Annotated in this window: 13 protein-coding genes and 1 tRNA gene; 5 read left to right on the top strand and 9 right to left on the bottom strand. The window is 34.9% G+C overall.

Going from position 1 to position 13300, the window contains the following annotated elements; all coding sequences use genetic code 11:
- Window positions 1-12: 12 nt before the first annotated feature.
- From ACIPUA_RS10180 to ACIPUA_RS10170, 3 genes are all read right to left on the bottom strand, one after another.
- Window positions 13-588, bottom strand: coding sequence for a cysteine hydrolase family protein (locus ACIPUA_RS10180; protein ID WP_042844391.1), 576 nt, complete (start codon window positions 586-588; stop codon window positions 13-15).
- Window positions 589-682: 94 nt separating this feature from the next.
- A complete protein-coding gene (locus ACIPUA_RS10175) occupies window positions 683-2044 on the bottom strand; it encodes a sensor histidine kinase (RefSeq protein WP_048607474.1) in 1362 nt (453 codons plus the stop codon).
- Window positions 2034-2705, bottom strand: coding sequence for a response regulator (locus ACIPUA_RS10170; RefSeq protein ID WP_042844387.1), 672 nt, complete (start codon window positions 2703-2705; stop codon window positions 2034-2036). The genes ACIPUA_RS10175 and ACIPUA_RS10170 overlap by 11 nt, the downstream gene beginning before the upstream one ends.
- Window positions 2706-2875: 170 nt before the next feature.
- Between ACIPUA_RS10170 and ACIPUA_RS10165 the strand changes: the two genes are divergently transcribed.
- Window positions 2876-3118, top strand: a complete 243-nt coding sequence (locus ACIPUA_RS10165) for a hypothetical protein (RefSeq protein WP_129466086.1) — start codon at window positions 2876-2878, stop codon at window positions 3116-3118.
- Between the two features lie 207 nt (window positions 3119-3325).
- Here the strand turns inward: ACIPUA_RS10165 and ACIPUA_RS10160 are convergent, their stop codons facing one another.
- Complete coding sequence (locus ACIPUA_RS10160; RefSeq protein ID WP_042844385.1) at window positions 3326-3583, bottom strand: DinI-like family protein; 258 nt, start codon at window positions 3581-3583, stop codon at window positions 3326-3328.
- Window positions 3584-3819: 236 nt separating this feature from the next.
- On the opposite strand from ACIPUA_RS10160, the gene ACIPUA_RS10155 reads away from it, so the two are divergent.
- Window positions 3820-4353: a GNAT family N-acetyltransferase gene (locus ACIPUA_RS10155; protein WP_129466085.1), complete on the top strand. Its 534-nt coding sequence runs from the start codon at window positions 3820-3822 to the stop codon at window positions 4351-4353.
- 9 nt (window positions 4354-4362) lie between these two features.
- Here the strand turns inward: ACIPUA_RS10155 and ACIPUA_RS10150 are convergent, their stop codons facing one another.
- Both ACIPUA_RS10150 and ACIPUA_RS10145 read right to left on the bottom strand, forming a co-directional pair.
- Window positions 4363-4791 carry a GNAT family N-acetyltransferase gene (locus ACIPUA_RS10150; RefSeq protein WP_449059622.1) on the bottom strand — a complete coding sequence of 143 codons (429 nt, stop codon included), beginning with the start codon at window positions 4789-4791 and terminating at the stop codon, window positions 4363-4365.
- Between the two features lie 526 nt (window positions 4792-5317).
- Entirely contained in the window at window positions 5318-5842 is a 525-nt protein-coding gene (locus ACIPUA_RS10145) for a hypothetical protein (RefSeq protein ID WP_042844382.1), read from the bottom strand.
- A gap of 398 nt (window positions 5843-6240) precedes the next feature.
- Between ACIPUA_RS10145 and ACIPUA_RS10140 the strand changes: the two genes are divergently transcribed.
- Window positions 6241-6573, top strand: coding sequence for an MliC family protein (locus ACIPUA_RS10140; RefSeq protein ID WP_042844381.1), 333 nt, complete (start codon window positions 6241-6243; stop codon window positions 6571-6573).
- 234 nt (window positions 6574-6807) lie between these two features.
- On the opposite strand, the gene ACIPUA_RS10135 is transcribed toward ACIPUA_RS10140, so the two are convergent.
- Window positions 6808-8343, bottom strand: coding sequence for a phosphoethanolamine transferase (locus ACIPUA_RS10135; RefSeq protein ID WP_449059621.1), 1536 nt, complete (start codon window positions 8341-8343; stop codon window positions 6808-6810).
- Between the two features lie 594 nt (window positions 8344-8937).
- On the opposite strand from ACIPUA_RS10135, the gene ACIPUA_RS10130 reads away from it, so the two are divergent.
- Both ACIPUA_RS10130 and ACIPUA_RS10125 read left to right on the top strand, forming a co-directional pair.
- The gene (locus ACIPUA_RS10130) at window positions 8938-9246 is read left to right on the top strand and encodes a hypothetical protein (RefSeq protein ID WP_254178443.1); all 309 of its coding nucleotides are present in this window, start codon (window positions 8938-8940) and stop codon (window positions 9244-9246) included.
- A gap of 577 nt (window positions 9247-9823) precedes the next feature.
- On the top strand, window positions 9824-11002 hold the full coding sequence (locus ACIPUA_RS10125; protein WP_449059620.1) for a hypothetical protein: 1179 nt from the start codon (window positions 9824-9826) through the stop codon (window positions 11000-11002).
- A 412-nt stretch (window positions 11003-11414) separates the two neighbouring features.
- Here ACIPUA_RS10125 and ACIPUA_RS10120 read toward each other — a convergent pair.
- Together ACIPUA_RS10120 and yejM are read right to left on the bottom strand one after the other, a co-directional pair.
- Window positions 11415-11491: transfer RNA gene (locus ACIPUA_RS10120), tRNA-Pro, on the bottom strand.
- A 73-nt stretch (window positions 11492-11564) separates the two neighbouring features.
- Window positions 11565-13280, bottom strand: a complete 1716-nt coding sequence (yejM, locus tag ACIPUA_RS10115; RefSeq protein WP_042843396.1) for an LPS biosynthesis-modulating metalloenzyme YejM — start codon at window positions 13278-13280, stop codon at window positions 11565-11567.
- Between the last annotated feature and the right edge of the window lie 20 nt (window positions 13281-13300).

Below are 13300 nucleotides of genomic sequence, written 5' to 3'. Positions count from 1 at the left end.
GAGGTGGATTGATTATTTTATTTGCATAAATTCTTTAACAGAAGAAATCGATATCAATCCTTCTAATGCCTCAAGACTTTGCTCATGAAGCTCAGGTGTTGGGGCTGCGCATAAGTCTTCTAAAACTGTGACATAGTAACCTAAGTCATGAGCTTGTCTGGCACTACTTTGAATCGCTTTTACTGTACTGACTCCTCCAATAAATAGCTGTGTAATGTTATTATCCGTTAGCCATTTATTTAGCTGGTTACCAGCAAATGCGGATACACCTTTTTTAATCATTACTAGGTCGCGAAAATGAACTTCTAAGTCATTTACCCAATTACAGCCATTTTCACTTAATTTTAGAGCGCCTATGTTTTTAGCGTGCTGAAACATGGGGGAGCCGGCAGGTATATCATGGTAATTATCCGCAAAGCCAACTTTAACCCAAATAATCGGGATATTATGATTACGTGCATGGTTTGCTGCTTGGTTTGCTTTTTCGACTATTTTACGAGATTGAGTTTGTTGATAACTTGAGTTAGATAAGCCATTTTTACCAATTATTTCTTCGATAAGATCAATAATTATTAATGCATTGGACATTATTGCCTCTTTATATTGTAAGTATATTAACTTAAAGAGGCTATTGTAAAGGTTAAGTAGAAGCTATGCTGTTAAGTCAATAACATAATTGGATTTAGGGTAAGTCAATAATAAACCCGATACCCTTATCTTCTAATCCATCCGTTACTCTGATCACTGCGCCTATTTTTGTTGCTAAGTTATGGGCTATGGATAAGCCTAACCCACTCCCAATTTCCATTGTTCCCGGTACTCGATAGAAACGGGAAAAAATAAGCTGTCGACTTTCTTCGGGAATGCCGCGTCCATTATCTTGAACTAAAATAGTGGCACCAAAGGGAGTAAGGTCTTTTAGGGTAACTTTTATTTTCCCATCTTTAGGACAATATTTAATCGCATTTTCAATCAGGTTAGTAAAAATATTACTCAAAGCAAGCTTGTCGGTGAGTATATTAAAGGAATCAGAGCTTTGAAGCTCGACATCAATATTTTTGTTAATAGCATAAGGTACATGAGTGGCAATTAAGTTACTGATGAGCATAGGTAGGTCGATATTTTCTTTATTTAATAAGAAATCCTCAGTCTCTAAACGGGCAAGGTCAATTAGTTGATGGGAAAGTGACGCTGCACGATTTAATGTTTCTTGCATGTCATTAATAATTTCTTCTTTTTCTTTCGGATGGTCGATCTGCATTAATAAGTGTAATTGGGCGATAACGGCTGCAATCGGAGTACGCAATTCATGAGCAGCATCTGCCATAAAGCGTTTTTCTCGTTGGTTTGCGGCATCAACACGTGCCATTAAATTATTAATAGCAGCAATAATAGGGCGAATTTCTTTGTATTGTTCTTTGGTTTCTATCGGCGTTAAATTACCGGGCTGACGGCTAGAAATAAGTTTTGCGGATTGCCTTAAAGGACGCAGGCTAAAATATGCGGTAATTAACATAGCAAGTAGCATGATCCCTAAAATAAAAGCGAGTGGAATAGCCGTGCCTTCAGCAGGAGTACCTAACAAAGATTTTCTATCACTATAAGATTCAGCAATGACGATTTCAAACGTGTTATTTTTATTCCATGCAGAGGTAAAATGCCAATCTTTATGTAAAGCCGTTAGTTCGGCTACTGATTTAAGAGATGGGACAAGCAGTTTATCGTTATTGCGATAATAAACATTTCCTTGTTTATCCCTTACTAACATGAATGGGCGATAGCTTATATCATCCCCATTTTCCATGGCTTCCATATATAAGGCTTGTAAGCTATCAGCTATTTCATTGAATTGTTCAGGGTCATCGGAAACCACGCTGAGTGTTCTAGCGAAACCTTGTGTAATTATATTTTGTTGTTCATTTAATTCGTCATGAATAGCTGGCCAATAATAAAATTGTAACCAGCCAACTAATAACAACCATAAAAAAATGACAGAGGTAATTTGTAAACCGAATGTATAAATAAAAAATGATTTAACCTTCATGGCTGTACTTCTTTTTTAATAAGTAACCAATACCTCGGATAGTAATAATACGCTCTTTTCCTATTTTACGGCGCAGATTATGAATATGAACCTCTAAGGAGTTGCTTTCTATATCATCTACACCAAATAGACGTTGCTCTAAGTCGACTTTTCTAACAACGTTATCGGCATTTCTTATTAATTCATACAATAGTAAATATTCTTTACCAGATAGAAAAAGTAATTGACCATTAAGTGAAACTTGGTGATTAACTGGATTTAATTGTAGGTTATCTAATTGCCATATTTCAGACGAAAACCCAGCCATACGGCGGCTAACTGCTTTAACTCGAGAAATAAGCTCTGGCATTGCAAATGGTTTCGTCAAAAAATCGTCCGCCCCTGAATCTAAACTGGAAACCAAATTATCCATTTGATTTCTAGCCGTTAGAATAATAATTGGGATAGATTCCCCCGCATTACGCCATGCAATTAACTCCTGATGACCATCACCATCTGGCAAGCCTAAATCTAATAACATCAAATCAAAATTCCGAGAAGCGAGTTGTTGCTTTGCATCAGCCAGTAGTCGTACCCAACATGGATTGAATCCAGCAAGTTCCAGCCCTCGGCAAAGCGCCTTCCCCAGTTGGAGATCGTCTTCTACTAAAAGGATATTCATTTTATCACCTCTGCTTACAAGTATAAGCATTCAAACACTGACAAACAACATATCTAACTCTTGGCTTAACTAGATTTAAGCTTATCTTAAGGATAGTTTAACCGCTCTTTAAGGTATAAAAAAATAGTCTGTTTATGATTATCCTACATACTAAGAATAAGGGCATTAAAATGAAAAAAACCTTATATGGAGTAGCAATATTCATTGTAATTATCCTGATAACATTGACTTTTATTACTAAAGATTATAATAAAATGCCAGTTGTAAGTATTTCAAATCTAGCGATAAGTGAGATCTCAACTTGTACAGAACTAAAAAAATGTATTTCTCAAATTAAGATTGCAGATAATAAAAAAGATAAAACAAGTTTATTAAAAGTTATTAAGGATTTTTTAAGGAAAAAAATTTACTAATAATAAATGAATGTGATTACGGTATGAATGGGGCTCATGCTAAATACTGGGATAGGGCGTTATAACTTAATTGGAATATAGGCAAAAAGTAGGTTAACAGGCCAATGATTGGGATAAATAGCTTAACAAGCTTTAGTACGAATTTTAGCTTTATAAAAATAAAGGAATGAGTTAGTAGTAAACAGCATTCCTTTATTTAGGTACCGATTATTCTGTAATTTCTTCGGGAACCCAGCCGTCATCCATCCAAATTTCCTCCAATATTTCTTCAATACGAGTTTTATCCTCCGATATTTTTGTACCTGAAATATTTACACGTTGTTGAGAGCTAAAGCCAACTCGAGTGACCATATCTGGATACTGATTCTGTAGTTTACGTAAGATCTCAGACTCAAGAGCATGTAAAACAGTTGAACTTGGTTTCTGTGGTGCATTTTTATCAAATAACACTTCAATCCGTAACATAATGACCTCTAGTAAGGACTGTATTAATATACAGTATTTTTAAATGTATCAGTGTGAAAAGTCAATATCGATAAGTAAATATTTTATTGGTAAAAATAGAGTCAGAATAATATTAATATAAAACAAAAAGTTAATGTTACTTCTTTCGCTGCTTAGGGCAATAAACGGGTTGTCAGGCAACAAAAAATCCGTATTCTTAAGAAAAAACAGGGTTTATTAAAGTGAGTTTAGTCTAAATGTTACGATCTAGCCGTATGTCGAGGGAAAATATTGAGGAAATAAATGCCATTAATCAACTTTATGATAAGGCATTTCCTTTGTACGAACAGAGAAGTTATCAAGGGCGTAAAGCAGTATTAGGCCAAGATGACTATTACTTATATTACTTTGCTAATAGCTCTATTTTTGTTGGTTTTATAGGTTGCTGGAAAATTAATGATTATTTCTATATTGAGCACTTTGCTATTTCCGCAGAATTAAGAGGGCAAGGATATGGTCAAAAAGTATTGAAACAATTTTGCGGGAATGTAGGTAAAGTTATTCTTGAAATTGACCCTGTAATTGATGAGATAAGCAAAAAAAGGCTCAATTTTTATCAACATTGCGGGTTTCAACGAAATCGATACTCGCATACTCATCCAAGCTATTACCCAGAAAATAAGCCTCATCAGCTCGAAGTATTAAGTTATCCTAGCGCCATTAGTGATGACGCATATCGGCTTTTTGCTCATCAGTTACAACAGACGATTATGGATAATTCGTTGTTATAATAAGGGTACCTAGATAGTTTTAACTCGGTTATAGTAGTAAATGAGTTCTGGGTCATTATCGTCTAGGTTATCAATATAGCCGCTAGGAACAAAGCCAGTTTTCTCAAGGAGCTTTTGTGTAGTCAGATTTGACTGATTAGTCGATGTGAAAATTTTATCCGTTTTGCTTTGCTCTTTTAATTTATTAATCAGTATGTGACCAAAGCCTTGACGTCGATATTTGTTATTTACCATTAATAATTCAATAAAACCATGTGAATAAAAATGATGGGTTAATACACCATAAGCCAATATTTCATCATTTGCTTCTAATACAAAACACGCATTTTGCTTTACCCACTGCGTGATTTCCAGCAGTCTTTCTGGTGTTGCTACAGTATCAATAAGAAAAATAGCGCTCACATCATGAGATGTGGTTAATCTGAAATTTATATTCATTAGCTATTGTGAGCCTGCCTTTGTGTAAATGGAATCACAGTTTAGTCTTTAGTCGCATGAAATCAATAGGTTGTTATCAATCTATAGAATTATTGTTTTTGGTGACAAGACTGATTATATGATTAAAATAGCAAATAAACACGGCTATAACTATGAGTATTGAAAGCTATAGCGGGTATTAATATCCCCTGATTAACTCACCAACAGATGAATCAATAGCGGATTCGATACGCCAACGCTTTATGGATATGTTCCCAAAATATCTATCGATAAGATTGATTTTTAACATTTTTCTCTCACCTTGATCTTGTTTTTAGTACTGTTCTAATTATTTTCACTGTATCGGCTATTGTTAAGTTTAAATACTTACTGTATTTGTATTAATAAAATCTAATATGGTTAAAAACAATATTACAAGATAAGGGGGCTGACAGATGATTAAACTGGAAATAAAACAATAAAAACGCGCCTTATACAATGTAGACCGTTTTTATTGTGAGAGTAAAAAAAACAAGGAATAAATCAGTTATTTTACAGGTGGTACTTTTACATCTAGGTCATATAGCCTTAGTATTGAAGGAGCATCATCTACTTCTGAAAACTTAAGCTTCACTTTAGATGCCGCTCTTTTGGGAATACTAATATCACTTTGAACCCCATTTAAATAAGATGTAAACCCATCTTGGTCTAAGATATAAATGTTATTTTTATCATCAAAATTTGTTAAGCGAATTGCTGACTCTGATTTATTTTTTATAGCTAATGTCAGCAGATACTCAGTATCAGCAGTTTTTTCAGATTTTAATACTTTTATCTCAGTGTATTTATTCAGGTTTTCCAAGTCGTAAATGATAATAGCACCATCAACGCTGCTCCCAGAAGCTCTCCCTTCATCAATACCTTCCTTGAATCCGGATAGTGCATCTTTACTTGAACTTGTTATTGATGATGTTATTGATTTCATGCCATCTTTAATGAGGCTAGTGTCATTGTTACTATCAGAGAGAGCGTATGTGGATATAAGTAAAAACATATATGCTAATTTTTTCATTGGTACCCCAAAAAGTTTTTTCAAATTATAGCAATAGCATATGATAAATATATTATGTAATGAGTAGTCTTATTCTTAGATTAATCAGTTGAACAGTCAGCTGTTTTTGAAATGCTCGCATTTTTTCGACACATTGGTTTATTATGTTGGATAATCAACCTCCTACACCTAGTCACATTTAAATAAGCGGAGCTATGTAGAATTTAAAAAGATGCTCACCTAACTAATTAGTCTGAACTTACTAAACCACTAAGGTATTTTTTGTTCTTTTGGGGGGCTTGATTCTGAATATCGAATATAATGCAGATCTTTGGTTACGGAATTGTCTTATTATTTTACTCAATATAGGAGTTTAAAATCATTAACGGATTTAATACTTTTATATGATGGAGCATTACATGAGTAAAATTAAATTTATCCCTGCTATTATTTTAGCTTCTATTTTCATGGCACAGCCTGCACTGGCCGCTAAAACAGATACTTATAACTGTGAAGGTCAGAAAATTAAAGCGTCATTCCCAAATGATAAAATCGCAGTAATCTTATATTCCGGTGAAATTATAGTCTTGAATGAGGCACCAAGTGCAAGTGGTGCAAGATATACGGGTGAAAGCTTTCAATTGTGGTCTAAAGGTAAGAATGAATTTAATTTAGCAACCATATCAGAGGATGATATTGTAAACGGAAAAACCTCTGACGATAAAGGCCGTACGTGTAAATTGGTTAAATAAATTCAATTACTTTATCAATAACCTTAGTAATAAGGACTACTCTATTAAGAGCCCCCAATTACTGGGGGCTTTATTCGATCGTGTAAAATCTTACCTGTCTATAGACCTAATTGAAAAGTATTCTAAACTAGCCTAGTCAAGGCGAAAATTTCACGTTTTGAAGTACTAGGGTTACCCAGCCGACTAGGCGTTGAACTCATCGACTAAAAACATAAACTAATGGCTACGAATATTTTAGTGATACTGATATGGGTATTTTATATCATCATTTGGTAGTTTATTAAAATCAATAATGTGTTGATCAAAATCGATCACATTACTTTGCCCTTTGCAATCATTATTGGATAGCATTTTACATGTGGGTTTTATATTATTAGCATTAATATCCAACCACTCTGCAAATAATTGAAATAAATTAAGCCCATTTCTTTGTGCTGATATTATTTCACGGTCAACAGAATTAGAAGATGTAATAAATAAAGGGACTTCAAAATTTTGTTTACGTTTATCACCATGAATTAAATCTTGTTGATTATCAATAAAAGACAGACCGTGATCTGCAAAATAGAGCATAGACCACGAGTTTTTGCTCTTTAATAATTCTGAATATATCTGAGACAGTAGTAGATCAGTGTTTTTTATACTTTGTACGTAGCAAGATAAATCTTTGCTTTTATAAAACTGCTGATATGAATTTGAAATTCTCGCACAAAATGGTGAATGGCTACCAATCAAATGGATCACAATCAGTTTTTTCTGTGTGGGGTTATCTAAGGAATGTATAAACTTATCAATAACAGGTCCATCCTCAGATGATACATTTGTAGCAATATTTGATTTTCCGCCTACAAAGTAAGTTTGTTCTGCTCTCTTTGCTATAGTTGCAACAGGGCCATCGTGTTTTCCACTTTGTCCTTGTCTAGAAATCCAAGTGGTATAAAACCCAGCCTTATTTGCTAGTGTAATAATATTATTGGGCATTTTGGGATATATTGAAAGACTTCTCGATAACGAGAGATTTGTAGAACCAGCGGCAGAAATATAGTTATTAAAAAATACACCGTTAATGCTATCCATAAAAGGAGTATTGTTGATTGGGAAACCATAATTATGCATAAAGTCACGGCGAACGCTTTCACCAATAATGATAACATAAGTATCATACGGATTGTTTGCACTAACATTGCTAAAAGAATCATTTCCTTCGATAGATTTTTTTTCTTTTGCTAAGTAATCTAAATAATATAAACTTTCAGTGAAAAACCGAATTTCAGGCAACCCTGATGTTAAAACCAGTTTAATACTATTATTATAAACCGCTTTAACGGGCTGTATTATCGTTATAATTACAAAAATTGATAATGATATAATATTTGTTATTTTCTTTGTATTTAGCTTAAGTTGACATATTAGTATGCCAAAGACAAGAATAAGTACAGATAGGATATAATATTTTAAATTTATATTAGTGATGAAGCCCTTAGCTTCTTCAGTATTTGTATAATAGAAAGATGAAAAAATATTATAATCAGGAGGTCCGTAAAGTACACCAACAGGAAAGTATAAACATGCAATGAAAGAATAGAACAATATGATAGCTATATATAGTTTACGATACTGATTCAGGTATACCATCAGCCCAGTAATTGCGATGACGTAAAATGGCTTAAAATGATAACCCATAGAATAATGTATAATTGAAAAAAATGTAAATAAAACTAATATGCTTAATACCGTTTTACTTTTTAAAAATGACATTGTTTTGCTCATTAATTGTTCAACTAAATAGTAACAGTATTTGTAGTTTATATATCTACATTTATAAAAATAATAAGTAACCTACTATAGTGTAAATTATAAACTGTTCAGTGTTACTTATGTTAGCAAATAAAGTAGCTAGCTAAAAGTGATAAGTTATATTACAGATAAATTTGTCACTTTTGGTGCCTTATCATAATGTTTATCTTATGCTCTCTTATCTCTTTTTAAAGCTGTTGACTTGAAATGACAAGCAAATCTAAAAATGACTTTTAATCAAAGTTATATATAAATCAGCACTATTTATGTGTTATGTGATGGTCAGTACCGGTGAGTATATCTATATACTAGAGATATACTGAGGCTGAGAGTATTCAGAGATGGAAAGGAAATTGCCACTTTATCAGCTAAAATAAATATTGAAGTGGTTTTACTAGGATTTACCATTAGTAAACTTTAGGAATAAGGAGATAACTATAAGTAATTGGTTTATATATAAAAAACATTATGATAGGGGTTGAACCTTAACACTTTAAACTCGTTAATTCGTTTTTTATCGCTAAAAGTAAATCAATACTAATTCTTAATGATAATTAAAAATTAGAAGTGACAAATTGGATTGAATCACAAGAAGGCGTGAAACTGCTGGTGGGTCCAATTGAGAATGAACATTACCGTACAACAAGCGCAATTATCTATCGCCACTTTGAGTGGCTTGATAACAAAATGAACGTAGGCACACCCGAGTCTGATATCACTCATCCTTCTGATGACTTATTAATGACGATATCTGTGTGCTACTTATTGAACGGTAGGGAAGGTGTTGGTGAGTTGAATGCGAAAGATAGAAAAGTTGCCACTGAACTAGGACAAGAAGAATCTGAACATGTGGAGGAAATAGTAAAAAAGCGATAGAAGCTCAAAAGTGGTTTACTGAGTTTGGGCGCTACAAGGCGGTAAAGCCAAGTGGAAGAGAATATAATTAGAGCTTCCCGATATCCCGGTCCTTAAATTTAATGGTGCTACTAACGAGCTTTTAATTACCTACAGTGTTATTAGTCGCAACTGTCGACATGCTGTAATGACCGCCTGCCTATACCTTTATCCCTCTGAGATATCGACCATTATCTTTGTTAAAGCTTACCGCGATAAGTTGTAGAGAGTTTTATGTGGCTATTTTTCACTTGATGAGCAATTCCGTGAAGAATAGTTGAAAGAGCAGGAAATGAAGGGGAAAAATAGGGCACAGGCTCTAGGGTTATTGTGTATGGGCGGTGTTTTGGTGTTATACAGGCCGGTCTTTAAGTGATTTTTCAATGTTGTTATTTATAGTGTATGTACTATTTTTAATTATTATCTTGGTGTTTAATTCTGTTATAACGCATGATTGGTGTAATTTTTTGTTGTAACTTATGTGGTTATTTCATGCTCAAATAGGAAAAGAGCCATATAATTAATAAAACGTGAAATTATTAAAAATAATAGGTCATCTATGAATAAGTGTATAAATGGTTTGTTGTCGGCGGTGGCATTAATACTAGGAGGAATTATAGCTACTTCTCATGCTAATGATTTACGTGTACCTGTGGGAGCAATCGGGTATTTAGGTGAGGTTTCCCCACCTGTGCGTACTGTTTATTTTGAACAGGTTTTAAATAACAGTGATATACTTCCAAATTTCCCATTTATTGAGTTGATTACATGGAAGTGGAGGGAAGGTCCTGATTCAGCATTTGTCTACTATCCTCAAGAAGGAGCCTATGGGATCTCGTTATTTAATGAATTTGATGAGAGCAACCGTATAATATTATTGATAAATGGGGTGTTTTCCACTACATACGCTAGATATAATATTCCTTATGATTGGAGTTCAGGAGTGCGCTGGGAAACTGCATCGTTTTCATTAAGGCATTCTAAAATAAGCTCATCAAAAGGTATGTACCATGTGCCGTACGGTATAAACTATAGTGGTTATTTTGATTTTGGGCTCGAACCTAAGTCAGGTACACCTGGAGTTTTATATACTACTTTTACTCACCCCGCTAAATTTACAGGTGTTATAACAAGTTATTCAGCATATGCTCCACAGCCCTTAAAAAAAGGGCGCTACCTTGCAGATGATACTATTATGATGGCCCACCGAAATGGGTATGGAGATGGATACCCTAAAGATAAATCTGAAGCGGTATTTATTGGTGAGCATCAGTACATGGGGATATTTGTTGTTGATACATGTAAAGTATCCGCAATAACAAACACGAAGATTGATTTCGGGGTACAGTTAGCGGGGACTTATCCAAGTCCTAAGAATTTAGCTAATGCTCTTGCTCAGGTTAATGTTAATTGTCCAGATACTGGTAAGTATTTGATCTCTATTAAGCCAAACAATACTCTAGTGGATGGAAATTATACTGGAATGGTGCTGGACCCGTTAGATGGAAATTCAGATGATTTGCCTTATATAGCCACATCGATTGATGCGACTGCTAAAGGTGATGAAGTTTGTATTGCTGACTCTTCTCAAGCCATTAATTATACGAAAAGTAAGCAGGTTTATAGCTCCGTTGGGGGAAATTTTATCCAAGGGTTAAACTTTGCTTTATGCGTTAATGGAAAAATAGCTCCAGGAAAATACCGCGGTAGCTTAGATGTCAATTTTCTGGTTGAATAATACAGTTTCTGTATAGCTTATATTCCGTATTAGGCCGCTTATGCGGCCTTTTTGTTCACTTCAATTTGTACTCTTGCTAACCTAATACTCAGTGGGAATCTATCACTTCTAGGCTTGTAATCTTAATACGCTTCTTAATTGGGGATTTTGGCTTTATTTTGGTCTTTACGGTTAGTTACCATGAATTAAAACCAGCAGGGGAACGTGAAGCAAATCTTATTAAGTACTTTTTTGTATTAGGTTCATTCCTATCAATGTCTGCAAATAAACACTAATGCGCCAGCTTGAGTGGTTGGGGCACTTTGATATTGAAATAGAAACTATTGCGATGGAGTTTTACCCCCATTTTACCCCGCTTAAAATTTAGGTATAAAAAAACCAACCTTAAGTGGTTGGTTTTCCTAGAAAAAGTTGGTCGGCATGATAGGATTTGAACCTACGACCCCCGACACCCCATGACGGTGCGCTACCAAGCTGCGCTACATGCCGAACTTTGTTTTATACTACTCAATTTGTCTCTAAAAGCAATAGACTAATGATACGACTGGTTGATATTTAAGCATTAATTCTCATTAAAACGCTTTAATTCTGTGAAAATTTTCAACAGCTCAGCCAAATCTGGTTTTTCGTCTTTTTCGATAGCCCCTTGTTTATCGTAGATATTAAACTGACCATTATGATCCATATAGAGCGTGGCGGTATCGGTAGTAATAACGACATCATCATTGTCACCAGTGATCACCCATGGATAAACGCGTTGATTACTAAACAAATCCTCACCCTGACTATAATCATCAGGCGGGTTGTTTACATGTAATAAACGCTGCATTAACGTGGTCATTACATCTTGATGGCTTGTAAGCTTATCAATCTGTTGAGCGGGTGTATTTGGCCAATAAATAAATAATGGCACTTGCATTTTGTCACGATTGAAGCGTTTATTATTCAACCATTCATTTTCTGCTTTTCCATTATTATTGTAATTTGCAGTCACGATAACAATGGTATTTTGTAAGCGACCATCACGTTTTAATGTAGCCATCACACTGTTAATTTGTTCATTGGTTTTTGCGCTACCAGGGGCCCCTTTAATATTAAGGAAAGAGAACCAAGGGGAATCGTGTTTCAAATTACTTAGCCAGTGATTCCATTGTGAGATGGTTAAATTGTCGTTATCTGCAGTTTTTGCAGGTAACGAGTAGTCAGATAAAATAGCTTGCCTAAATAAAGGTGAATTGAATCCATCGGTCGAGAATAAACCAAATTGATAACCTTGGTGTTGCAGAGCCGAAATTAAAGCGGATGGATGCCTACCGTTTAAAATGTTATCAAAATAAGTTGATGATATTCCATAGAATAAGCCAAATAATGCGGTATCGTTACGCAAACCCGTTGTATAGTGGTTGGTAAATTGCGTACTAATCTCTTTAAACGCATTAAGTGAATTCATTGAATCCTGCTGGGACTTGTCCCCGAGGTCATCAATCACTAACAACAATAAGTTATAGCCAGCACCTTGGTCATAGTAACTTAACGGTTTTAGTGGGTAGTTTAGTTTCAATGCCGTAGGGCTACCTTGTTGGAATACGCGGTTTTGATGTTCGGTTAAGTTTAATAAACCATACTTATCAAGTAGCTTACGTGCCGTCATTGGTTGCGATAATGGGTAATTATAGCGTTGCATAGTAATAGGGCGATAAAAGTTGGCATCAGCCCAAGCATACATAAGGTGCGACATAATAAAAGTCACAATAAAAATACTCGCAAGCGGTTTACCAAAAGTTTGCCGGTTTAGGCTACGAAGTTTTTGCCAGCTCCAAGTGGCAAATAGCATCTCAAGTAGAAAGATAATAGGGATGCTAATAAACATTAACTGCCATTCACGGGCCATCTCCCCCTTGGTTGGGTTGATGACGAGATCCCAAACTTGTGGTGTTAGGTGAAGGCCGAACTGACTAAAAACACGTATATCAAAAATTAACAGTGTCATCCCTGCTGTCGCAAGGGCAACACAAAGTAGCCTCAGTAGCCTCTGAGACATCACAATAAAGGTCAGTGGAAAAATAATGAGTAGGTAAGCGGCAAAGACCACAAAACTAAAATGACCTAACCAACTGACGAAAGCATAAACACGACCAGTTAAGGTATCTGGCCAATCAAAAATAAACAGATAGCTACTGCTTAGTACAAGACTAAGCAGTATATTGAATAGTGCAAACCAGTGTCCCCAACCAATCATGGCAGAGACTTTGTCACGGTAGCGCAGGTGGGTGACCATACTGTTTATTTCATTAATCA

It is taken from the genome of Providencia sp. AGC89, from assembly GCF_053543535.1.
The sequence above is the reverse complement of the archived record's forward strand: the minus strand, read 5'-3'. Positions and strand labels throughout refer to the sequence as shown.

Bases quoted from the DNA above. Each gene is read 5' to 3' on its own strand.
- ACIPUA_RS10180 (WP_042844391.1), bottom strand. From the start codon at position 588: ATGTCCAATGCATTAATAATTATTGATCTTATCGAAGAAATAATTGGT.
- ACIPUA_RS10175 (WP_048607474.1), bottom strand. From the start codon at position 2,044: ATGAAGGTTAAATCATTTTTTATTTATACATTCGGTTTACAAATTACC.
- ACIPUA_RS10170 (WP_042844387.1), bottom strand. From the start codon at position 2,705: ATGAATATCCTTTTAGTAGAAGACGATCTCCAACTGGGGAAGGCGCTT.
- ACIPUA_RS10165 (WP_129466086.1), top strand. From the start codon at position 2,876: ATGAAAAAAACCTTATATGGAGTAGCAATATTCATTGTAATTATCCTG.
- ACIPUA_RS10160 (WP_042844385.1), bottom strand. From the start codon at position 3,583: ATGTTACGGATTGAAGTGTTATTTGATAAAAATGCACCACAGAAACCA.
- ACIPUA_RS10155 (WP_129466085.1), top strand. From the start codon at position 3,820: ATGTTACGATCTAGCCGTATGTCGAGGGAAAATATTGAGGAAATAAAT.
- ACIPUA_RS10150 (WP_449059622.1), bottom strand. From the start codon at position 4,791: ATGAATATAAATTTCAGATTAACCACATCTCATGATGTGAGCGCTATT.
- ACIPUA_RS10145 (WP_042844382.1), bottom strand. From the start codon at position 5,842: ATGAAAAAATTAGCATATATGTTTTTACTTATATCCACATACGCTCTC.
- ACIPUA_RS10140 (WP_042844381.1), top strand. From the start codon at position 6,241: ATGAGTAAAATTAAATTTATCCCTGCTATTATTTTAGCTTCTATTTTC.
- ACIPUA_RS10135 (WP_449059621.1), bottom strand. From the start codon at position 8,343: ATGAGCAAAACAATGTCATTTTTAAAAAGTAAAACGGTATTAAGCATA.
- ACIPUA_RS10125 (WP_449059620.1), top strand. From the start codon at position 9,824: ATGAATAAGTGTATAAATGGTTTGTTGTCGGCGGTGGCATTAATACTA.
- yejM (WP_042843396.1), bottom strand. From the start codon at position 13,280: ATGGTCACCCACCTGCGCTACCGTGACAAAGTCTCTGCCATGATTGGT.